This window comes from Microcoleus sp. S13_C3, from assembly GCF_036700905.1.
GTDB lineage: Bacteria > Cyanobacteriota > Cyanobacteriia > Cyanobacteriales > Microcoleaceae > Microcoleus.
Map to the genome: position 1 here is coordinate 21,000 of NZ_JAUBPT010000065.1, position 21,891 is coordinate 42,890.

A 21,891-nucleotide genomic window follows, 5' to 3' on the forward strand; every position below is an offset into this window, starting at 1 on the left:
TTATTTGTTGGCAGCTTGATTCGACTTTACGCCCGACTATCGAAGCGCGGATTTGATATCATTCCGGCAGTAAGGCCGGAATTGATATGATTACTTTTGCAAATCAATAAATTAAATTCCACCAGCGCACAAATTAAGAGCTTAACTTACCACTTGCTTACTTTGGCCTAACCTGAGTATGATCCTGTTTGAATTCGCAACCCAAATTCTACCCAAGGTTTCAGCTTATGCCGTTCATGCCCTTCAATTTCCTGTTCCTATGGCTGGTGGGACTGCTGTCGATCGGGGTACTTGGCGGAGGTATATACATTCTCTATGAATGGTACATCGGCGCACTTGTAGGGATTTCTTACTTAGTCAGCGGAGTGTTGATGGTTCTTTGGTCTGTTGGCGGTCGCTTTATCAGTTTGCCGCTGTTCCGCCGCCCCGGTGCTGACGAACCCAAGCCGACGCGGACGGGTACGGTTCAGCGGGTAGAGAGGCCTGATGGCACTATTTTACAAGTTGAATTCTACGGCCCAGAGGACGGACAGCCGATTATCCTCTCCCACGGTTGGGGGCCGAACAGTATGGTTTGGTATTACGCGAAACGGCAACTAAGCGATCGCTTCCGAGTGATTGTTTGGGATCTTCCAGGTTTGGGAAAATCCACTCGACCAAAAAACGGCGACTACTCCCTAGAAAAATTTGCCCGCGATCTCGAAGCCGTCATTGCCATAGCAGGAAATAAACCTGTTATCCTACTCGGACACAGCATGGGCGGCATGATTTCTCTAACATTCAGTCGGCTTTTTCCAGAACTTCTCGGTAGTCGAGTAGCTGGTTTAATTCTGGTAGATACGACTTATACTAATCCCGTCAAAACCGCTATTTTTAGCGGTTTATTACGCGCTTTGCAAAAGCCGCTGCTTCAACCTCTGCTCTACCTCACCATAGCTCTTGAACCGATTATGTGGGGGATGACTTGGCTGAGCTATCTCAATGGTTCACTGTACATCAGTGTAGAAGTATCAGGATTTAAAGGCACTGAAACGCGCGGTCAATTAGATTTCTCAGCTTTCTTATCAGCCTTGGGTTCTCCTGGCGTTCTCGCTCGCGGCACACTGGGAATGCTCAAATTTGACGAAACAAAAACTTTGCCATCAATTGACATTCCTGTGTTGGTGATCTGCGGCGATTCAGATATCGCCACTACCCCCCCAGCTAGCCTGCGAATGAAAACAGAATTACCTCAAGCAGAGCTAGTTACTATACAGAAAGGAGGACACATGGCATTAATCGAGCATAACCAAAAGTTTGCCGAAGCTGTCAGGGCATTCTGCACTGAAATTTCGTGACTAAAAATGTGAGCTAAAATCCTGTAGGTTCTGTTAAGCCCGATCCCCCCTAGCCCCCCTTAATAAGGGGGGGACAAGAGCATTCAAAGTCCCCCTTTTTAAGGGGGATTTAGGGGGATCTGCGAGCAATTAACCGTGTTAACCCAAGCGTATGGAGTTAAAATCCTGTAGGTTCTGGCTGTGCCGGCCTTAAAATTCGGCGTTGCACAATTTGATGATGATTCTTGTCTGGTGTCCCGCCTGCTGTGAAAATACACGCCTTCGGGCGGGACGCCGGGTGCATCTCACTTTTGCAGATACATCAAGCTGAAAGTTGACCATTAAGATAAGCATAAGATAAGCACAGCGAAGAGAAAAGATAAAGGAAACACTCTCCATATTCCACGCTCGCCCCGATAGTTTCACCCAAGCGTCCAATTCGTTTAATCGTTGATTCATTAACCCGAAAAGTAGCGATCGCCCCTTCAGCATTAAACTGAAACACGAGGGAGACAGTTGTTGCGCCATCCGTCAAAGTAGCGCGATCGCTGGAGCCACCGCCACCGCCCTATGGGTTCGAGCGTTGCAGGATTATTTTAGTTCAGTTGCAACCCCATTTTAGTCCGCACAAACCCTCTGGCGGCGAGAGAGATGCGCTCTTCCAAATACTGCGATCGCTGTGATCGCCACCACACAATTTAGAAGAGCGTATGCGACAGGGGACACCCCAGTTAAGTAATTGGACAGAATTAATTACACACTGATTTTTTGCTGATTCTTTACTAGACAAGGCTTGTAGCCCAAATTTTTGTGTAATTAATTGTGTCCTACTACTTATAAATAGTTCCCACAGGTTCCCCGAACCATGAAAAAGCGCCACTAGCAAAATACTGCCTTTAGTGCTGTTGTAAATCCAGGTATATATAAAAGCATCTGCCACGATGGTGATAAACCAGACGAAAGGAAACTCAGACATCGGGTGGCCTACCAAAAAGACAAGCGGTAAATGCCATAAACCCCACAATATGCCCACAATGAGAGTAGCAATCAGAGCGTTATATCGTTTCTGCAAATGTGGTAATGCAAAGCCACGCCACCCAATTTCTTCGCAGGTATTGGCGAGGAAATTTACTCCCAAACCGAAAATAACATAGGGAGATAGAGTGACTGGTGGCGTTATGATAGTTACGGTCAAGCCCAATAATTTCGTTACGGCTTGCGCCACAATCAGCAAAATTGCAGACCCCAGCACCGCTACGATGTACCAGATTAGGCTAACCCGCCATCGGATTAGTCCCTTGTTCAAATCCCGAATCCCTGTTTTACCATGCGTCACCTGTGACACAATCATAGCCGCAAGTGCAGGGCCAATGGCATAAAAGATGGAAAGAAGTTGGAAGTAAGGACGGTTAAATGGGGCAATGCCTCGCGAGGCTAAGACTACTGATATCATGCCAAGCCATGAGATCCCAAAAGCCAAGATATAGAACCAAGCAATCGGATATTTTCTCATTTTTCATTCTCTCCTTTGACGTAGATCGCTCTATCGATAGATTGCATCATCGATCGTGGCTCGGAAAAACTCGCCCTCCGACTCAAACCGATCGGAGCCAAAGTACCATCCAATCCGTAGCCGAGTTGGAATGGTGTAGCCGCAAAATGTGCCCTCTTCCTCTAAAATTCCACCGAAGTCCACATCATGAAACTCAGCACCTTCTAGACAGCCCCAGCGTGGTAACTTGAAGGTCTTGAGACGACCTGTTCGATCGATCGTGAAATCTAGTTCGGCTCGCTCGCCTTGCACTACAAAACTGGAATGCAAATTGGAGTCTAGATTCGATGACTCTGTGCTTGTCCATAAAACGTCATCGCCACAGAACACAGATGGTAAACACACTGACTCTGATTGGAGGCGACCAATAGAAGACCGCGTAATATCAGCACCACTCGCCGTCATGACAGGGAATAATCCCAACAGCTTCCACTGCATCGCACCGATGCCGTCGATGATGCGATCCGAGCCGACAATTGGCAAGAAGCTATTCATCCATGCTGTAGCACTCCAAATCAGTCCATGTTCCCAGCAAATGACTTGCTCGGCTTTGAATGGAATCCAACTCTTCAGTTTGATTTCGCCGTGCATCTTCAAGCGAACCGCAGAAGCGAGCTTTGTTCCAGGTGCGATCGTATGGTCGAGATACCGTCTGGCCGCTTCTGGCAAGTGAGTGAAGTCATCTAAGTGGAATACACGCTCCTGAGATGTGGCTGAATTCCATAGCGTATTAAGAGAAATTTGTTTGGTCATTACTGCCTCCAGTGTTTTGATTTTGATGTTTGTTTCGATTGCAGTCCATCAAGACGCGAACTCATAGTGAATCTCTGTAGTTCTTCCTTTAAAATAAAGCCGAGTGCCTTCTGGATACTCCCATCCCACCTCGCCTTCTAAAGGAATCAGCATCCCATTACGAACTGAATATTCCCAGAATCGACCGCCCCAAGGCATCGCAGTCAGCTTGTCACGATAACGAGCCTCAGTCCGAAACGTATTGATCGTTCCTTCAGCATTAAACTGAAATACGACGGAGACAGTTGTTGCGCCATCCGTCAAAGTAGCGCGGGCGGAGGTGTCATTAATCGCCTCCCAGCGCACACCTTGACTGGGTAATAGTGCAGTGGGATACCAAGGAGCCTCAGCAAAGAACCGCAATAATTCACCTTGGTTCGCTTCAGGCGTACTGGGTATTTTTGCAACGGTAAAAAGACCGAGTAATGAGGCGTGTAAGCTGCCTTCTCCTAAGAGATAGGTATCATGAACAAAGGCATTAACTCCTGGAGCCATCTGGATGCGTGCATCCCAATCAAAACCCAGACGTTGAGTAATCACAAATTGAGTGGCCGTAAACGGACTCCACTTGTTCTCAGTTTCACTCATATTGAACAGTCCCTGCTGAGAGAGTTTGACCGCCGCCACGATCGCTTGTCCGTCCTTAATTACTGTCCGAAAAAATCGCTGTACGGGTTCTGGCAAGCCTTAAATCTCTTTTTGGTCGTAGATTTTGCGCTTAATTGTTCGCCGTCCATTTGTTAATTTTGCTAGTAGGCGATCGGTATCTGACTCCCAGCGATAGCTACCATAAATGGCAGCAATTCCAAAGCTGACTATGATTAAAACACCAATAATTGCAATCCACTTAATCCACATGATACTTACCTATGTTTGTTAATTCAGAAGTTGATAGATTGTGACGATCGGAACGATCGCTACAATAGCTGTATAGATTGAAAACGTGTACTTAGATAGCCAATTAGGAAGATAAATCGCAAAATTGTCCTTTGTTGAATTTGAATACTTCCGTGCAATCAGAGTTAATGGGCAGACGAAGCGAAAGGTTAGTAAAATTATACCTTCTAGAGATACAAATCCATAACCAATCCAGAGCCAGATATCGAGTTTATTGGCGATCGCGGCATACAGCATATAGAAAATCACAACATTGAAGAATATCCATATCAACGTGTGAATGCTTTTAATCAAAGTCAGTTTAGTTTCACCGTCCATATACTTTCTCCATTTTGGGCGTTAAATTGCGCCAAAGAATAGAAGCTGTTCCGACCGTTCCTGCGACGAGCAATCCAAAATCTTCTTTAATCCCAAAATTCAAAGCCGCTGAGGTTCCGACAATCGACCATAAAACTGGAATAATCAATAAACTTAACGGAACTTTTTTGTCCGTCCAGAGCAGCAAGCCGAACGTGAAAATGGTGGTTGGACAAGGTACGCCGAACGTTGGCGATGATGGAAAAGTTTGTCCCAAAGCGTAGCCAATTATCGGGTAAATCACCAGTGCATAAGCAATAAATATCGCGCCGAGAATGCCGTGAAATCTCCGACTAGCACGAAAACTTAAACGATTTATTGCCACGCCTTCGTATAAAAATAACAAGCATTGAAAAATGAATAATGCACCGAACAGATAGGCAGGTGGACTGATTGCTGTAAAGAAAATTAAATGATAAACAATCCCTGCCCATAGCCAGAGCAATCCAAGTAATCCTGAAATGATTTTGTTTCTAAACGGTTTGCGACTTACCGCCATGAAAATCACTGCAACCGCTACTAAAATCAGTACAAACTGAATCGGATATGTAGTTTGATTGTAATTATCAAAAACCTGAAAAAATTGTTCGGTGGTAAAGGGGATTCCAAGTTGTTTGCCGATCGGATGAGATATCTGTGAATTACTCATATTTTCCTCGCAGTTAACTGTTTCCAATTTCCCTTCCACAGTCATTAGTGACAAGTTAAGGTGATGGGTAAATTGTCAAGGGGGTATTTACATTGGTTAAAAAATAGATGAAACTCAGAATAGGCAAGTAGTTGAGCAATTATGACCAGCCATGACCAAGACCAGAACTACCAATCGGGACCACGCGAAAAAGAAACAACGACCACTGATAGAGGATGAAGTAATTGCCCAGCAACTAGAAGCATTACTGACACCAGCCATGCTTTGGGAGGAAAATTCCTACCGTCAGCTAAAACTTCGAGACCGAATTCTCAACTTGCCATTGATGATGGCTGCGGTCTTAACCTTACTATGGCGAGATGTGGCAGGGGTAAGAGAGCTGACCCGAATGTTAACGAGAGACGGCTTTCTGTGGTGTAATCCCACTAAAGTCAGCCAACAAGCACTCTCGATCGAGATTTTTGACCTTTCCTGCTGAGCTGTTTGAACAAGTATTTAAGGATTTATTACCGCGTTTAAGAACAAATTGGCAGAGGAGAAATCAACGAACCTTACCAGAAAGTATTCAGTTTACATTAACAAGATTTGAGCAGATTTGGATTATAGATAGTTCAATATTAGAGGCATTATTTCGGAAATTATCAAACTTAGAGTCAGCTAAAATAGGACAATTGGCGGGGAAAATAAGTACAGTAATTGATCTAGTAACTAGATTGCCAGTCGAAATTTGGTTTACCGAAAATGCGAAAGAATCGGATGTAAAACTTGAAGAGAATATCCTCAATCTAGTCAGGAAAAATACGTTATTACTATTATATAGAGGCTTTTATCACTTTAATTCTTGGTTAAGATTAATTGAGCAAAAGGTTAACTTTATTACCCGAATAAAGAAAGGAGCCGCCATCAAAGTAGATGAAGTATTTACCGATAGTTATGGACTGCGAGACCGTAAGATACGTTTGGGGTCTGGAACAAAGAAAACTCCGTTTATTACCTTACGTTTGATTGAAGTTCGTTCAGAAAAAACCTGGCATTCTTATTTAACAAGTGTGCTAGAGCCAGAAAAATTACCCCCTTATGTAGTAGCAGATTTGTATCGAAGACGTTGGCGGATTGAAGAAGCTTTTAATATTGTAAAAAGGCTGTTAGATTTAAGCTATTTATGGACGGGTTCAATCAATGGGATTAAATTACAGATTTGGGCAACTTGGTTATTTTATGCAGTTTTAGTAGATTTAGGTGATGCGGTAGCTGATGAACTAGCTCTACCTTTTGAGCAGATTTCTTTAGAAATGATTTATCGCGGTCTTTATCATTTTACTATAGCTCATCATAAAGGTAAAGCAACAGATCCAATCAAGTATTTTGCTGACCCCCAAAATCGAGATTTAGGCATTATTAAACAGCAGCGAAAACCGAATGTTAAGTTAATTATTGCCCATTTTCCTGAAAAGCAACGAGGGTCTGACCAATTCTTTTTTAAGAACTCTCCGAAAGCCTCTTGACAAAAGACTTACAGCCTTAACTTGTCACCAATGTTCCACAGTAGCAGTCCGCCTAATACTGTCCAGGTAAGCATCTGCCAGATTTCAACCAGAGAACCAAAACCGATCGTAGTTTCGATCGCATCACGAATCTCATCAAATGCAGCGTGATAAACAGTTACAACAGCAAGGCTTTGGGTGACTGTCCAAATGTAGGCATAAATCATCGCGTGCATCATGCTAGGAATTAAAGTGATTGCAAGCATAATGGCTATTGAAGTACCCATATTATCAGTAAGTTTTTCAGCCACGCCCATTCCAACAAGCGTAGGTAAATGCCATGCCCACCAAATAAATCCATGAAGCAGCAGCGCTGTTCTTAATCTGTATCGTTTTACCAAGTGCGGTAGCATATAGCCGCGCCAACCAAACTCTTCGCCAAAGGCTGGAATCAAGGTAGCGAGAAAACGAAGTAGAAAATTTCCGAGAATCTCTGGAACGATAACTGCTTTAGGAATACTCCGCATTCCTAAGACTAATTCGAGGATTGTAGGAACAACCCAGACAAAGATAGCTATTGTAAAAACGGCTAAATAGTGTTTGGATTTACCCCAATTCCAACCAGCTTTTGAAAACCCATCATGGAATATATATCGACCCGCGATATAAGTAGCAACTGCGACCATAATCATAGGTAATGAGCTTAAGGCATAGCGCATAAACGGCGTCTCTGCCCACAGCACATACGCAATTTGAAATGGCCAAGATATCGCCACGACAATCAATAGATATATTCTCAGCGAGAAAGGTTTCTGGGGATTTTTAATTCTTGAACTTTACCTCCGATATTTTTGGCCGTTGTCTTCGTCAGAACCTTATTCACCCTGATTAACATTTATGCCGCCCTACTCACTAAGTAGCTATTTGGGGTTTTTCTCTACCAAATTGCCACAGCAAGATGATACCCAAGCTCAACAGATTGACTAGGAAAACTACTAACCCTCCGAAAAAGGGAATTAGTGTCATAACTGTCAGGATCGCCAAACCCACCAAGAACTGCTGCTGTAAAGACCAATTACCATTACCGAATAGGCGTTGACCGACAAAAAGTGCTACGCCTAATGATCCGACTAGAGCAGTAATCACCGCAGTCAGACTCAGGAGTGGAATAAGAGGAATACCAATGAGGGTAATCGCTAAAAACACGGTAGCAAAGACAAAGGAAACGATCGCCCCCATTCCCCATAGAGCAGTCAAACCGGGGTGTTGACCCAATTTTGTCGCCAAATTTGGCAGGAACTGTGGGCTAGTCTGTAAGATGATCAGTCCGAGAATAGCTGCTACTACAGCGGAACAAGTTCTAAAAATGGTACTGAAGAAATAGTACGCGAAGAAGCTACTTCTGCCTCGATCGGAGCCATACATCATGCCATGTCGATCGCTGAATGTAGCGCGTTCACCACCAATAATCCCACCTGGTTCCTGTACGATTTTGCCGCCAAATGAGTAAGCATCCCCTTCTACCCGCGCTCCTTTTTGCAGGATGACATCTCCGCCAAACGCGATCGCAGTATCCACAACTTTGGCATTAGGGGATACCGTAACACTCCCGCCAAAAGCAAGGGCATTTTCGACAACTTGGTTCTCTGGTACGGTGACGCTTCCACCAAAGCGGATGAGGTTGGTATTGTTGATATTGATATCAGTCTGCGCCAGGGCATTGCCGGCAAATATTAAGCAAATGGTAGCTATAAAAGCCAGAATTAATTGTTGCCATTTCATAGATTTCATCCTCGTCAACAACAAGAAAATTAACTATCTCTCATGATAGGGAACAAAAATGAAGAAACTGTGAGGAAGGTTTGAATGAGATGACTTATAATCGACCAAATCATCCAAGAGATTAAGTATGCAAGTCCGAAATAGGTTAGTAATTCTTTCACTTGAAAGTATTGCTTATAGATTAATAATTACAGAAAGAATGGCTCGTCAAAAATGTCATAATGAGTCATAATTATTTCTCCAAGCTTAGTCTGCTTACTTGTCGATTAAACTTGACCCACTATAACTAACTCTACTAACTCACTATGTCCAGTTAATTATTATTAAGTCTGTTTTATTATTTTTATGGCAAAGACAAAAGTGCGAGATCCCTTTTTGCGAATGTGCGATCGCACTCCCCAGCAGCGATCAAGCAAATCCCTAATAACTTCGAGATTTCTATCCAAGTGAAAATGTATAATCTGGAGCTGGGGGGGTGACAAAGAGGTCTAGGAGATAGACCGAATAAGGGTTGCAGCCCGCATACCTTGTTGATAAAAGCGACGTTTATTTCGAGTTAACTTCATTAACTGTTCCACCTCCAAAGAATATTGTCCCTTGATAATTAACCCACTTTTCTCCATCTAAGCCAACACCAAATGTACTCCGTCTTCGATATCTTTTTCTAGGTTCTTGACGCCGACATACATATTTTCCTACCTGCTTTTTCCGAAGTTCAGTTCCTTCAAATATTGCCGAACTGTAGGCGAGTGTCATCAGCAGAATTATGTTAATCAGTCGGTTGCCTTTTAAGCTAGTTCCTTCCAGATCGTAGCCTCCTGTTTTACAATCTCTAAACATTTCTTCAATGCCCATCCGTTGCTTGTAAGCATCGATAGCTGCCGATAATGAACCTAAATCTGTGAGAATAAACCATGCTTCATCAACCTTCCATGCTCCATAGTTTCTTTTCCATTTACAAGCAACATCAAACCCAGTGGCAGGCCGAGTTTTCCTCACTCTTTTACCTTGAAAATATAAAGAGGTTCCTGGTACTATTCCTAATTCATCTAATCGCTGCCAAACTAAATGCTCTGTTTCGATTAAGATGATTCCTCTTCAGTCTTAAGCAAAAAGACACACCCTTTGACTTCAGCCAGTTTCCTAAATCTACCGAACAAAATTCACGGTCTCCTAAAACAATGACTTTATATTCTGAAAACAATGGTAAAACTTGCTGTAGATTTGTAGTTTGTTCCTCGAAGTTGCTGCTGCCCAATTTGGGCAACAATGACCAGTATAATGGAATTGCTCTTCGCTCCCAGATTAAGCTAACCATGAACAGATTAATACAGCCCCATTGACTGCGGTCGATTGCGATTGATAAGCGAGTACCAACACGGCAATAAGTGGTCAACCAATAAGTAATTAATGGGAACCAAATTAATTCGATTGTTAAGTGAGGTAAATCTAAAAATCTTTGTAATTTACGTCGCCGACTTTCGGCTGTAATTAGACAGGGAAATACTCGGGAGAGCCGCTCTAATCTCACTTGTTTTTCTGATTGCATCAAGGATAGCAAAATTGTCATCACCAAAAACTGAGATGGCGTCAGGTGTTTTTGTAAATGAGTCTGGTAGAATCTTGGTATCATTATTTTTTTGGATAGGCAAGCGTGTAACAACTCTGCTGCCTATCTTTTTTTACCACAAGTTGGCTCAATCCTTACTAACTATGGGTTTGGGGCGGGTCGTCACCCCCCCAGAATCTGGAGATGATGGTAATTGATTCAATGTCAGATTTCCGCCGCCTTCAATAACAGCGATCGTATCAAAGTTACTGATTGATGGCAGTCCATTTATATAGTTCCTAAAGCCCTTCGTTTGGATAGCTAAATCTCGACCATTGTTAATGGAAAACACCGAGAATATATCTAAGTAAGAATTTGATAGTGTGAAAGATCCTGCTAGCTGAATAGTATCCTGACCTTGATTAAAGTTCCGAATTGTAGCAAAACCCGGCCCGATATAAAACTGTGTCGATCCTAGTGGCGATCCCCTACGGCTTATGTTCTCCTTACCAAGCGCAAATGTATCGCGGCCGCTACCGCCAATGAGAATATCGAATTCATTACTGCCATCACTTTCATAAACTCGACTGTTTCCCAAGCCATTACCTGTAGCTAAACCTACTTCAACTGCAATTAATTCAACTTTCCCCACCCCGGAACCGGTGAGGATGTCATTCCCAGAACTTCCGACAAAAGTCGCAGACCGGCTTGGCTCGTTTTTCCCAAAATTGAAGTAGTGTTCCGACCAGTTTTCAAGGTTCCAGAATTGACAAATGGCACAATATCGGGGTTTTTCTGTAAGTATTCTGTTTCAAAAAATGAAGTTCCAAAACGACCTTCTTTTACCCCGAATTGAATGAAGTGCTGGTAGCCTGATTTGAAAGTTCCGTTCTGAATAAACGGCAGTAAATCTCGGTTATTTGCTAGATAAAACGTTTCGTCATACTCAGGCGATACGGGGGTGCGGCCTTCTTCGTAGCCAAATTTGATAAAGTGGTCTAGTCCGGTTGCAAAAGGCGCGTTTGGGTTGCTAGGAGTGCGGACTAAGGCAGCGATGTTTGGGTTGCCAGCAAGGTAAGTAGCTTCGTCAAAATACCGCGATACTTTGGTTAAGCCGGCGGTTTGACCAAATTTTTCAAAATGTTCTCTTCCAGATTTGATGCTTCCTGCGTCAATGGCTGGTTTCAGCCACGGATATTGGGTGAGGTAGTATTTTTCGTCAAAAATTGCGTAATTCATGGTTGCTTTCTTAAAAAAAGTAAAGTACAGTCGCGAAAGGCGAGTTGTTGGCATCGGCCAGTGCGATCGCAGATTTTGTTGAATGTGCGATCGTACTCCCAGCAGCGATCGGGCAAATCCTGAATAGCTTCGAGATTTCTACGTAAGTAAACCTGTTAAACGAGATCCTGGTGATAGATTCAAACTGAGATTTCCGCCACCTTCAATAACAGCAATTGTATCAAATGGACTGGTTGAGGGAACAGAAACTCCATTCTCAAACGTGGGAAAGCCTTTCCTTTGGATAGCTAAATCTCGATTATTGTTGATGGGAAACACCAATAACTGATCTGAGGAACCCACTAATAACTCGATGCTATCCTGACCTTTGGTAAAGTTCCGAATTGTAGCAAAACCCGGCCCGATGTAGAACTGTGCTGCACGGAATGGCACATTACGGGCGAAGTCTTGATAGTTGCCCAACACAAATTTATCACGACCGATACCACCAATGAGAGTATCAAATTCATTGCTGCCATCACTTTCATACAATCGGGCACCGTAATGAGGTTCTACACCTACTTCAACTCCAATTAATTCGGCATTCCCCACCCCGGAACCAGTTATAATGTCATTGCCCGAAGTTCCAACAAAAGTCGCAGAGCGGCTTGGATCGGAACTTCCGAACTTGAAGTAGTGTTCGCGACCAGTTTTTAAGGCTCCAGAGTTGACAAACGGCACAATATCGCGGTTTTTCTGTAAGTATTCCGATTCAAAAAATGAAGTTCCAAACCGACCGTCTTTGATTCCGAATTGAATGAAGTGCTGGTAGCCATTTTTAAAAGTTCCATTCTGAATAAACGGCAGTAAATCTCGGTTATTTGCTACATAAAAGGCTTCGTCATACTCAGGCGATACTTGGCTGCGACCCTGTTCGTAACCGTATTGGATAAAGTGGTCTAGTCCGGTCGCAAAGGGCGCGTTTGGGTTGACTGTGCGGACGAAGGGTGCTATCTCTGGATTGTCGGCAAGGTAGGTAGATTCGTCAAAATAACGCGATACTTTAGTTAGGCCGGCGGCTTGACCGTATTTTTGAAAGTGTTCTAGTCCAGATTTGATAACTCCTGCATCAATGGCTGGTTTCACCCAAGGATATTGCGAAAGGTAGTATTGTTCGTCAAAGATATCGTAATTCATCGTTGTTCCTTGAAGAGAGTATGGTGCGATCGGACATCTTGCACCATTTGCACGAACAGCCTTTCAGACCTGCTAAGCTAAGTTCAATTTTATTGTGGGGTTGACCAAAAAATCATCCCCTAAAAGGCTGATTGATTCTTGTGCAAGATTTGCTAGCCGAGGAAAGTGATAACCGCTGGAGGATTAAAGGAATTTATCATCCCAATTTCTTGCAGATTTAGATTTGCTCCCCCTGAATTATGGCAATTGTATATGTTAATAATTGTTTCATTATCTTACTAAATTCTGTTGGCTACAGTTTCTTATTTTGTTAATAACTATTTTTGAACTTCCTGAATGCTTTGCTGGACTAATTTACTTAGCCAATCTAAATTTTCCAGCATGGGGAAATGACATATTACTTTCATAGGTTTTCAGGCAACCAACGGGACACAAATCAAGTATATCTATATTTATATCGGGCTAATGTCTTTGAACCCCACAGAAAAATTACAATGACAGCGGCGATCGCAATTATTGAATAGTGAACATCAGGATAATCAAATAGCGGATTGTAGTTTTGGTCTTTTGGAAATAAAATCCTCCCAATATTAGCCATGCTATGAAAAAGTATGCACGCAGAAACACTCTTTCCAGTGTTGTTATAAAGCCAGACAATGAGTATTCGCAGACAAACAGTACCAAGAGTTCCCCATACTACCCATCTCAAATCGCGACCCTGTTGAATCATTGACGGGTAATGCAATATTGCCCACACCAAGCCCACAATGATGGCGGTTGTTAGTGCAGACCATCGTTCTTGCAGAGCATCAACGGCATATCCCGACCAGCCGACTTCTTCACCTGTAGCAAGGAGGAAGAAGGCAACAGACATTACCACGTTCTTTAGAAACGGAATTTCCACTCCTATAGGAAGTGGCAGTCTAAACAAGTGCATTACTCCATATATCAATAAATATATTATTGGCATCAAGAAAATAAGAGGCAAATACCAGATTTTTTGCCTGATTTTTGAAAAATCGAAAATTCTTTTCAGCAGTTTCTTAACGCCACCATGCCCTTCTTCTTTATAAACAAGGATACAGGCAGCTATTAACGGTATAAAGGCGCCTATAAAGTCAGTAACAGGAACATCCAGCGGAAGTCCTTTAACTTTAACCACTGTTCCAATTACCCATAATGGAATAGCAAGAGCAAAAACCAGTAGAAAGAATTTTAACGGTGATTTATTTGATGATGTGGTTGTATACATAATTGTAATTTATTAAAAGTCGTTTTATACTGATTATTTGTAGCGACCTGCAATGCTCATTGCTCAAACCTGCAATCAAGACATTTTCAAACCAGGATTATTGGCAACTATATTTTTTTAACCTAGGATTAAATGCGACCTTCCTAATTTTTTAATTTTAATTCATTTTGACTTCATATTTCTACTCCTTAAGACTTATCTGTCAACAAAGCTTTTTAATTATATCGACAGCATTCATCCCCGTCCATGTACTCATGGGCGGGGATGAATGCTGGCTTTTGATAAAATAATTTCTTTTGGATTGTGAAATTGACGTGAGAGTGAATAGATAATTTGGCTTTTCTAATACTCTGAGCCATTAGAACGCGCCAGAAGCATCAAACGTGCAATTCCATTTACTACGCCCAAAACCGCACACACACTCAGCCAAAGCATCAGATCCAGCATAGATCGAAACAGCAGTACATATCCAAAGAATCGATCCGACACCAATGCGAATAGCCAAGGCAATACGAGTAGGAAAAACGCTGGCAAGAATGTGCAGCCAATCCCTAACCAGACACGCCACAATGGAATTCTACGAATCGCCTGTCTCCATTGTGGTAAGTAAAGCAAACTGCGGATTGCCAGCATTACACCTATAAACATCAGCAGTGCGATCCCTATACCCCACAATGTAATTGAGAATCCACCTGTGGCAGGCTGCCCATCCTTTAGTAATTGAATCAGTCCAATTTTGATTTGCGGAAATGCCGCAGTTAACGGCGACGCATTGATGTTGTAAAGTAGCGCAATTCCATATTTTTCCTTGGGCAACAGCACAACATCCGTATAGAACGTAGACAAATTTCCACTGTGTTCGATCGCTGGTTCACCGTTCTCGCTGCCCTTAAACCAACCCATGCCATAGGAACTACCGATGGTTTTGGGTGGAGTGTGCATCAGCGCCACACTACTTTCAGAAAGCAATGTTGTCTCTTTAAATTGTCCACTGTTGGTTTGGAAGATTAGATAATTTGCCATGTCCTCTGCGGTTGAAATGACACCGCTACTGCCGCTCGGATAACGAGACATTTCTGGATATGCGAAGGGCAGTCCAAATGCCATCAGATGTCCTTGTGCCATGTTGGTAGCACCTTGGAATGCGTCAGCACTTGTAGTTGCACTGAACGTCCGCGACATCTGAAGAGGTGTAAAAATATGCGTTTGTAAGTAGGCTGAGAATGGCTGTTGACTCACCACTTCAACCACTCGCGCCAACACTTCGTAATTGGGATTGAAATAGTTAAACTGAGCGCCCGGTAACGCAACGGGACTTGCTTGATTGAGGCTAGTAACGCGATCGCGAATTGTTTTTGCTTGGGGAAGCTGCAACTCAGGAAAGCCTACGTCAGATAAACCACTCACTTGATTGAGGAGATGACGAATGGTTATTTTGGCAGCGATCGCTGGATCCGCCAAGGTAAATTCTGGTAGATAAGTTTGCACGGGTGAATCCAGATTAATTTGTCCCGCTTCAACTAGCTGCATCACTGCAACTGCGGTAAACGATTTGCCCAACGAACCAATCAAGAATTGGGTCTGTGCTGTAACAGGGCGATCGTTATTTGCTGTACTGTATCCCTTAACGTGCAGCACTTGGTTATTGTGAGTAATGGCGACTGCCAAACCAGGAATGTGATGAGTCTTCAGTTGAGTTGTGATGAAGCGATCGATCCTATCATCCAAGTCCAGTTGGTTTGCACTGCCCTTGATGTTGAATGTGATGACAATCAACACACTCAGGAATATCAAAATGAGGCGGAAAAGTTGGTTCATTGGGTTAGATTATGTGAATTTTCATAAAGCATAATTCGCCATAAAATGAACACGATCAAAACAGCCTTTTCTGCTTCTAAGATTAGTTTGTTCGGCTCTAATAGTCCAGAACTACGTCATTTTGTATTTAGCTAGAATTACACTGTATCTCTACATACCGAACCATTCTGAGATTTCTGGTTTACTAAAAACATTAAGCTGTTTGATGACTTCACGCCCGAATTCAATCCAGCTCGTTCATCTAAATAAGCCTTACTCCTGATCGGAATGGATCGCTCTCTTTTTCGGCGTTTCTACAATCACAGAAATCACGATCAAACTTAGCCCAATGATTTTAATCAAGGCGTTGACTGCGTGTGCATACTCCCATTGATCCCGATACCGCGTCCAATCGGCTGGAATGGGATTCGTCCCCCATTGGGCGAACTCAGCATTCATTGGCGCAACAAACACGATCCAACTCACAAACGCCAGCACTAAGAGAATAGCCCCGCCCAACGTCCAGTAAAAAGTTGAACCATGTTTGCGAACAAGAAATGCCAGCACGATTGCTGTCAAAATCGCTGTAACTTCAAAAACTGCGCCGACTGAGCCAAACAATTTATACACATTTTCAAAGACCGTCACTCTCACCCAAAGTTGCTGGTCAAACTGCATTCTTTGCGGCAACTCTAGCAAATGTGTCATAGACAAACTCAGACTAAATGAAGCCAGCATCAGTGTTATGAATCGCCACGCTCGTATAAATGTCATGTTGCTCTGCCCTAAAGCATATATATATCTCGGAAACTTATGTTAGACAAATAATGAAATGCTGCGTAACTATCGGAGGGCATAACTAAAGGAGCTGATGGGTTTGAAATTTCTAACTAGCAACCTCATAGATACTCTAACTCTATAGAACCCATTTGACATCTTAGGGAGAGGCTGCAAGCCTCTTCTACTTTTGCCGAGTTTTGGGTAACTTAATAATGAAGAGGAGCGAGTTTAAAGTATGTGACTAGGTTGAAGCGAATTAAATAAATTAAAGCATCGCTTTAATTTGAAATAAGCAAACTGTTTCTAACCAAAAAATTGCCGTCGGGTGTGATTGGCCGTCCTTCTCCATCTAAAATCAGTCGTAAATTACGTTGACTTTCGCAGTCACCGACTCGTTGAATCTAGCGTTGATATTTAGATAAACGACCACCCTGAATCACCGGATCGATCGACTTTCGGGCTGATGCCATCACGAGGCATTCACCCGGCGCAACCTGTAGTGCTTTAATTGACCGCGACATCCGTTGTCCGCGCCCCGGTGGAAGGAATGTTCGGCTGCTGGGCAAACAGTGAAGCGTAACCGGTATAGGGTTTAAGGGGCAAGATTTCACAGGTGAGAATCCCTTCTTTCACCATCGGTAGCTTATTGACTTCTTGGGTGACAGATTCTACACTTTCGCCTTCCCAGAGCATGACAGCACCGCCCCTATCGGCAATGTAATACATCTGGCGAATTTGCTCTGAAGCGTAAAACTCCCAAGCCTGAGCAGCTTCTAGAGTAACAAAGGGCAAAGCTTGCTCTACTGGTGTTCCTGGCTTGATACGAACAATAACTAAAACTTGCATAATGCGATTAGTTCTACTTAGCGCGACCTGAAATGGTCGTTTAGTATGCGGAACCGCCTCCGCTAAGGGAGTCACACCCCTTACCCTCACGTAAAAGACTCTCAAGAGTCCGGTCACGGCCCAGTAGGCAACGAAACAGTCGGAGTGCAGACTCGCGTTGGTAACGGAAACCGCCAGCCTAAGACGGACAAGTGCTAGAGGGAGTTCCCTAATGGTGAACGAAAGTGAACTATCGTTTAAACTGCGTTATACGAAAAAGAGCCAAACTAGGCTGATAGGCTTTGACCAAAAGGTAAATGGATAGGATTTATAGTTTAGGTTTCTATAAATCGTGTGAACAGAACCTCCATCGCAGAATAGATAGCACCTAAAAGGGGACAGACAACTAAACGGTACAACAGGGTAAACCCTACAGAGTCTAGGAGAGGTCGAATACTCTTAGTAAGTCTGAGGCAACAAAGACCGAACTCTTTGGAGGGCAAAGGATGGAAGAAAAAGCGAATGCGGGTCTGCAATGGATTCGATAGGGGTTGTAACATTACTTCTAACCGAAAGGGAAGCAAACTTCTTCTGGGTCTTATACGAAAGAAACAAAAACCTGGGAATCAAATCTGAGGACAAGTTAGATGGTGTCAGCAATGGCAACAAACGGACTGAAGAAACAGCTAGAGAACTGGAACCAGATTAACTGGAGAAAAGTTATCAAAACTGTTAGAAACCTACGCCAACGAATCTTTCGTGCGAGAAAGCTTGGTGATTTTCGTAAGTTGAGAAGCTTACAGAAGTTGATAAAAAAGAGTTACGCCAATCTACTATTGTCAGTTCGGCGTATTACCCAGACCAACCAGGGCAAGGCAACGGCAGGCATTGATAAAGAAGTTATCAATACCCCAGAGCAGCGGGTAATTCTGGTAAAAAACTGGGAAGGGGGAAACCTCAAACCAACTAAAAGGGTAGAAATACCCAAACCAAATGGCAAAAAACGACCGCTCGGAATCCCGACCGTGCGCGACAGAATCGAACAGGCAATAGTAAAGAATTCACTAGAACCCGAATGGGAAGCTGTATTCGAGCAAAACTCGTATGGTTTCCGACCGGGAAGAAGCTGTCTTGACGCAATAGAACAAGGTTTCAACCTGTTTTCAAGATGGCACAAATGGGTTCTAGAAGCTGATATCAAAGGCTTTTTCGACAACATCGCCCATGAATCCATTCTGACTAAGATGGGAAAATTTCCAAATCGAGAACTCATCAAAGGATGGTTAAAAGCGGGTTTTGTGTTCCAAGGAAATCTTAATCCAACGGAACAAGGCACACCACAAGGAGGGGTAATTTCCCCTTTGTTAGCCAATATAGGATTGCATGGTTTAGAAAACTTTATAAAGACCATCAACCCTAAACTTGGTGTGGTACGGTATGCCGATGATTTTATCGTCACGGCTAGAGACAAAGAAAGTCTTGAAACCGCCCAAGACCTGATTAAAGCATGGATGTCAAAACGAGGTCTAGAACTCAGCCCTGAGAAGACGCTAGTAACGTCAATCGAAGATGGCTTCGACTTTCTTGGGTACAACTTCCGACACTACGATGGGAAACTACTAATAAAGCCATCCAAGAAGAAGGTACTTGCCTTCTGCAAACGGATTGGTAAAGAGGTTAGAAACCTTAATGGTGCAGAACAAGAAGTTTTAATCAAAAAGCTGAATCCTATTCTCAGGGGTTTTGCCAACTACTACAAAGGTGTAGTTAGCAAAGAAACCTACGGCTATATCTCACACCGAGTATGGCAATACCTTTGGCGTTGGGCTAAGCGTAGACATCCCAACAAAAACACAAAGTGGATTCGCAAGCGTTACTTTAAAACCATTAAAGGCAACAGATGGACATTCGCTTGTATAATAAACGACCGCCGAGGGAAGGAGAAAAACCTTACTCTATACCAGATAGCGAAAACGACCATCGAGCGCCATATAAAGGTGAAAGGAGAAGCAAGTCCCGATGACCCTTCATTAAAAGAGTATTGGGAAAAACGCCATCAAAAACACGGGTTATCTCGCTTCGAGAAAGGTTCTAAGCTCTACAAAATAGCGTCAAACCAAAAATGGAAATGTCCCTCGTGTGGCGAACCTTTATTCAATGGAGAGGAAATCGACATCCATCACATAGTACCTGTTGCAGAAGGCGGAACAGACGACATGGAAAACCTTCAACACTTACACACAGCGTGTCATAAGCAGGTACATAAAACCCAAGTTAAATCTCGCTTGAAGTAAGGCTTGAGCCGTGTGAGTGCGAAAGTCTCACGCACGGTTCCTAGGGGAGGGGAGAGAGGTGACTCTCGAACCTTACCCGACAAGGACACTGCTTCGATCGTCACAATTCCACCCTCAATCGCTTCAATCTGCACCCTAAAGCCATTCCTGCTAACGTCTAACCCTCTAGCCAGTTGACGACTGGTCATGAACCGGCTCCATGTATAGCCTTGCCCACGCGATGATTCCGTTGCGTAGGCCAGCAACGACAACACCACGCATATTCAGTGCCGATCCGGACGTGCGCGTACCTTGCCAGTGCCATTGGGCCCAGGCGAGGTCATCGTGGATCGTCGAAGCGACCAAAGTTGCACGTAAATCTGGAAGCTGGGCAAACAAGCCAGTCCAGTTCTCCCGGACTTGGGCTAGTCCGGTGAAGGCACTCTCAGGATGCAGCGGTTGTTCACCCTGGTAATCATTGGTGAAGCAGCTCACGAACGCATCAACGTCGTGTGCGTTGATGGCATCAGACATTCGTTGCAGCACTGTTGGCGTTTCATGTTGGGCTGGCGTGCTCATGTTTCCTGTTGTGTTAGGCATATTTCAATCAAGGATTGTAGAAGCGTTCACGTTGGCGTAGCCTACCGGAGGTAATCGTCGATTCTCCTGGCAGCACTTGGAGCGCTTTGCCTCCGCCAGATGGAACGGCAATGCTCTTCAAAATGGTTTTCATGAATCATCCTTAGATGGATTAGTTGTGTAGTAAAAACTTTTTTAGTGTCGAACTTTGTCTCGTGTTTGCCCCAGGAGTATGGTGTCCAACCTTGCTGTATGCCTTTCCTGGTTCGTTTCAAGCGATCGCGATAGAAACTGCAAAACTCGTCGGTTGAACTTTTCGGGATTCTCGATGAACATGAAATGTCCCCCACCTTCAGCCTCCTCAAAGATTTCCAACTCAGAGTCAGGAATGCTTTGATTTATCCAGACTTGCGATGTCCACGGAACCAGACTTTTTCTGCCACCAATAATCAGAGTTGGCTGACGAATTCTGACAATTTGATCGCGCCAGTCCGTATGAAGATGGTTGTATAGCAGAGTGGCAGCGATCGCGCGCGGACAGCGAAGGTTGCACTCGACAATCCACTCAAACTGTTCTTTTGACATTGCTGGCGTGACCATTGAAGTCAGAATGTTTCGAGTCAATTCCTCGGCGTTGCCGTTCTCCAGGGTATGTATTACTGCATTGAGTTGTTCAGCAGTAAAAATTGCCCCGGATTCAGCTATTTCTTGAACGTTCCAATGCGATCGCAATATTCCTAGTGGAGATTGATCGACCAACACTAACCGATCGATTTCATCCAACCCAAATAAATCGAGATAGCTCCAGATGAGGGCACATCCCATCGAGTGACCGAGCAGATGCGGCTTTTCAAGTTGCAGAACAGCGATTAATTCCTGGAGGTCTTTGGATAAGCGAGCAATGCGATACCCAAAAGAGACTTTCTCCGACTCACCATGTCCCCGCCAATCAACAGCTATCACCTGATAATGTTCGGCAAAGGCGGGAATTTGATATTTGAATTGTTCCGCCGACTGCGACCAACCGTGAAGCATCACGAGCGGCTTGCCCTTACCTGCACTGATGTAGCTCAATTCAGCACCATCAGACGTTTTGAAGAGTTTCCTTTGCATATTTTCCTTACTGATGACTTCCACACGCAGAGACAAGATTTTGCGAAGATTGATGAGCGATCAATGTGAAATGTGCAGCTTTAATTAAATCGGTGGCTTTCTCAGCGATCGCGATCGTCGGCGCGTTAGTATTTCCCGTAGTCAGAGTTGGCATAATTGAGGCATCGACGACCCTCAACCCCTCAACCCCATGTACCCGCAGTTCGGGGTCTACCACCGCCATTGAATCAGTACCCATTTTGCAAGTGCCGACCGGATGGTACATCGTATCGCAAGCGTCTCGGATGTAAGCGGAGAGCGCTTCATCGCTCTGCAGATCGATACCAGGAGCCAGTTCCTCCCCTTGAAACTCATCAAAGGCACTTGTCTCAAAGATTTGGCGGAGTAGTTTAAGCCCTGCGACTAGAGCGTCGGTACAGTATTAGAAGTTGACAAAAAAAGAGATATATGAATCTACCCCGTCAAGGAATTCAACTCTA

At 43.8% G+C, this 21,891-nt stretch carries 18 protein-coding genes and 3 pseudogenes; 3 read left to right on the forward strand and 18 right to left on the reverse strand.

The features are described 5' to 3' along the window. The first annotated feature begins 227 nt into the window (after positions 1 to 227). Positions 228 to 1,337 carry an alpha/beta hydrolase gene (locus QUA16_RS18515; RefSeq protein WP_333106684.1) on the forward strand — a complete coding sequence of 370 codons (1,110 nt, stop codon included), beginning with the start codon at positions 228 to 230 and terminating at the stop codon, positions 1,335 to 1,337. 580 nt (positions 1,338 to 1,917) lie between these two features. Here QUA16_RS18515 and QUA16_RS18520 read toward each other — a convergent pair. The 6 genes from QUA16_RS18520 to QUA16_RS18545 are packed head-to-tail and all read right to left on the reverse strand — an operon-like array spanning position 1,918 to position 5,563. Beyond that, a complete protein-coding gene (locus QUA16_RS18520; protein WP_333181291.1) occupies positions 1,918 to 2,829 on the reverse strand; it encodes a type II CAAX endopeptidase family protein in 912 nt (303 codons plus the stop codon). Between the two features lie 30 nt (positions 2,830 to 2,859). Continuing rightward, on the reverse strand, positions 2,860 to 3,621 hold the full coding sequence (locus tag QUA16_RS18525; RefSeq protein WP_333106690.1) for a DUF6920 family protein: 762 nt from the start codon (positions 3,619 to 3,621) through the stop codon (positions 2,860 to 2,862). A gap of 48 nt (positions 3,622 to 3,669) precedes the next feature. Beyond that, positions 3,670 to 4,344: a DUF6920 family protein gene (locus QUA16_RS18530; protein ID WP_333106693.1), complete on the reverse strand. Its 675-nt coding sequence runs from the start codon at positions 4,342 to 4,344 to the stop codon at positions 3,670 to 3,672. A gap of 3 nt (positions 4,345 to 4,347) precedes the next feature. Then, positions 4,348 to 4,518, reverse strand: coding sequence for a hypothetical protein (locus QUA16_RS18535; RefSeq protein WP_333106696.1), 171 nt, complete (start codon positions 4,516 to 4,518; stop codon positions 4,348 to 4,350). Positions 4,519 to 4,536: 18 nt separating this feature from the next. Continuing rightward, on the reverse strand, positions 4,537 to 4,875 hold the full coding sequence (locus tag QUA16_RS18540; RefSeq protein WP_333106699.1) for a hypothetical protein: 339 nt from the start codon (positions 4,873 to 4,875) through the stop codon (positions 4,537 to 4,539). Then, positions 4,865 to 5,563 (reverse strand): DUF6064 family protein, encoded by a 699-nt coding sequence (locus QUA16_RS18545; protein WP_333106702.1) that lies wholly within the window; start codon positions 5,561 to 5,563, stop codon positions 4,865 to 4,867. The genes QUA16_RS18540 and QUA16_RS18545 overlap by 11 nt, the downstream gene beginning before the upstream one ends. 205 nt (positions 5,564 to 5,768) lie before the next feature. Here QUA16_RS18545 and QUA16_RS18550 point away from each other — a divergent pair. Continuing rightward, positions 5,769 to 7,068: pseudogene (locus QUA16_RS18550) on the forward strand (IS4 family transposase). Positions 7,069 to 7,076: 8 nt separating this feature from the next. On the opposite strand, the gene QUA16_RS18555 reads toward QUA16_RS18550, so the two are convergent. From QUA16_RS18555 to QUA16_RS18595, 9 genes and pseudogenes are all read right to left on the reverse strand, one after another. Beyond that, a complete protein-coding gene (locus QUA16_RS18555) occupies positions 7,077 to 7,823 on the reverse strand; it encodes a CPBP family intramembrane glutamic endopeptidase (protein ID WP_333108307.1) in 747 nt (248 codons plus the stop codon). 136 nt (positions 7,824 to 7,959) lie between these two features. Further along, on the reverse strand, positions 7,960 to 8,829 hold the full coding sequence (locus QUA16_RS18560; RefSeq protein WP_333108295.1) for a hypothetical protein: 870 nt from the start codon (positions 8,827 to 8,829) through the stop codon (positions 7,960 to 7,962). A 546-nt stretch (positions 8,830 to 9,375) separates the two neighbouring features. Beyond that, the gene (locus QUA16_RS18565) at positions 9,376 to 9,828 is read right to left on the reverse strand and encodes a hypothetical protein (protein WP_333108296.1); all 453 of its coding nucleotides are present in this window, start codon (positions 9,826 to 9,828) and stop codon (positions 9,376 to 9,378) included. A gap of 698 nt (positions 9,829 to 10,526) precedes the next feature. Next, positions 10,527 to 11,617 (reverse strand): annotated as a pseudogene (locus tag QUA16_RS18570) (calcium-binding protein). Between the two features lie 138 nt (positions 11,618 to 11,755). Then, positions 11,756 to 12,793, reverse strand: a complete 1,038-nt coding sequence (locus QUA16_RS18575) for a calcium-binding protein (protein ID WP_333108297.1) — start codon at positions 12,791 to 12,793, stop codon at positions 11,756 to 11,758. Positions 12,794 to 13,229: 436 nt separating this feature from the next. After that, positions 13,230 to 14,045 (reverse strand): type II CAAX endopeptidase family protein, encoded by an 816-nt coding sequence (locus tag QUA16_RS18580; RefSeq protein WP_333108298.1) that lies wholly within the window; start codon positions 14,043 to 14,045, stop codon positions 13,230 to 13,232. A gap of 342 nt (positions 14,046 to 14,387) precedes the next feature. Continuing rightward, entirely contained in the window at positions 14,388 to 15,863 is a 1,476-nt protein-coding gene (locus tag QUA16_RS18585) for a serine hydrolase domain-containing protein (protein ID WP_333108299.1), read from the reverse strand. A 252-nt stretch (positions 15,864 to 16,115) separates the two neighbouring features. Beyond that, entirely contained in the window at positions 16,116 to 16,550 is a 435-nt protein-coding gene (locus tag QUA16_RS18590; RefSeq protein ID WP_333108301.1) for a hypothetical protein, read from the reverse strand. Between the two features lie 576 nt (positions 16,551 to 17,126). Further along, entirely contained in the window at positions 17,127 to 17,468 is a 342-nt protein-coding gene (locus QUA16_RS18595; protein ID WP_333108302.1) for a muconolactone Delta-isomerase family protein, read from the reverse strand. Positions 17,469 to 18,094: 626 nt separating this feature from the next. On the opposite strand from QUA16_RS18595, the gene ltrA reads away from it, so the two are divergent. Continuing rightward, positions 18,095 to 19,741 carry a group II intron reverse transcriptase/maturase gene (gene ltrA, locus QUA16_RS18600; RefSeq protein WP_333108303.1) on the forward strand — a complete coding sequence of 549 codons (1,647 nt, stop codon included), beginning with the start codon at positions 18,095 to 18,097 and terminating at the stop codon, positions 19,739 to 19,741. Positions 19,742 to 19,906: 165 nt separating this feature from the next. On the opposite strand, the gene QUA16_RS18605 is transcribed toward ltrA, so the two are convergent. The 3 genes and pseudogenes from QUA16_RS18605 to QUA16_RS18615 form a co-directional block, all read right to left on the reverse strand. Next, positions 19,907 to 20,320, reverse strand: a complete 414-nt coding sequence (locus QUA16_RS18605) for a nuclear transport factor 2 family protein (protein WP_333108305.1) — start codon at positions 20,318 to 20,320, stop codon at positions 19,907 to 19,909. A gap of 174 nt (positions 20,321 to 20,494) precedes the next feature. Then, positions 20,495 to 21,412 (reverse strand): alpha/beta hydrolase, encoded by a 918-nt coding sequence (locus QUA16_RS18610; protein ID WP_333108306.1) that lies wholly within the window; start codon positions 21,410 to 21,412, stop codon positions 20,495 to 20,497. A 7-nt stretch (positions 21,413 to 21,419) separates the two neighbouring features. Beyond that, a pseudogene (locus QUA16_RS18615) lies at positions 21,420 to 21,812 on the reverse strand (GMC oxidoreductase); the annotation flags it as partial. Positions 21,813 to 21,891 lie beyond the last annotated feature (79 nt).

Excerpts from the sequence above, each read along its gene's own strand:
- QUA16_RS18515 (WP_333106684.1), top strand. The coding sequence starts at position 228 with ATGCCGTTCATGCCCTTCAATTTCCTGTTCCTATGGCTGGTGGGACTG.
- QUA16_RS18520 (WP_333181291.1), bottom strand. The coding sequence starts at position 2,829 with ATGAGAAAATATCCGATTGCTTGGTTCTATATCTTGGCTTTTGGGATC.
- QUA16_RS18525 (WP_333106690.1), bottom strand. The coding sequence starts at position 3,621 with ATGACCAAACAAATTTCTCTTAATACGCTATGGAATTCAGCCACATCT.
- QUA16_RS18535 (WP_333106696.1), bottom strand. The coding sequence starts at position 4,518 with ATGTGGATTAAGTGGATTGCAATTATTGGTGTTTTAATCATAGTCAGC.
- QUA16_RS18540 (WP_333106699.1), bottom strand. The coding sequence starts at position 4,875 with ATGGACGGTGAAACTAAACTGACTTTGATTAAAAGCATTCACACGTTG.
- QUA16_RS18545 (WP_333106702.1), bottom strand. The coding sequence starts at position 5,563 with ATGAGTAATTCACAGATATCTCATCCGATCGGCAAACAACTTGGAATC.
- QUA16_RS18560 (WP_333108295.1), bottom strand. The coding sequence starts at position 8,829 with ATGAAATGGCAACAATTAATTCTGGCTTTTATAGCTACCATTTGCTTA.
- QUA16_RS18575 (WP_333108297.1), bottom strand. The coding sequence starts at position 12,793 with ATGAATTACGATATCTTTGACGAACAATACTACCTTTCGCAATATCCT.
- QUA16_RS18580 (WP_333108298.1), bottom strand. The coding sequence starts at position 14,045 with ATGTATACAACCACATCATCAAATAAATCACCGTTAAAATTCTTTCTA.
- QUA16_RS18585 (WP_333108299.1), bottom strand. The coding sequence starts at position 15,863 with ATGAACCAACTTTTCCGCCTCATTTTGATATTCCTGAGTGTGTTGATT.
- QUA16_RS18590 (WP_333108301.1), bottom strand. The coding sequence starts at position 16,550 with ATGACACATTTGCTAGAGTTGCCGCAAAGAATGCAGTTTGACCAGCAA.
- QUA16_RS18595 (WP_333108302.1), bottom strand. The coding sequence starts at position 17,468 with ATGCAAGTTTTAGTTATTGTTCGTATCAAGCCAGGAACACCAGTAGAG.
- ltrA (WP_333108303.1), top strand. The coding sequence starts at position 18,095 with ATGGTGTCAGCAATGGCAACAAACGGACTGAAGAAACAGCTAGAGAAC.
- QUA16_RS18605 (WP_333108305.1), bottom strand. The coding sequence starts at position 20,320 with ATGCCTAACACAACAGGAAACATGAGCACGCCAGCCCAACATGAAACG.
- QUA16_RS18610 (WP_333108306.1), bottom strand. The coding sequence starts at position 21,412 with ATGCAAAGGAAACTCTTCAAAACGTCTGATGGTGCTGAATTGAGCTAC.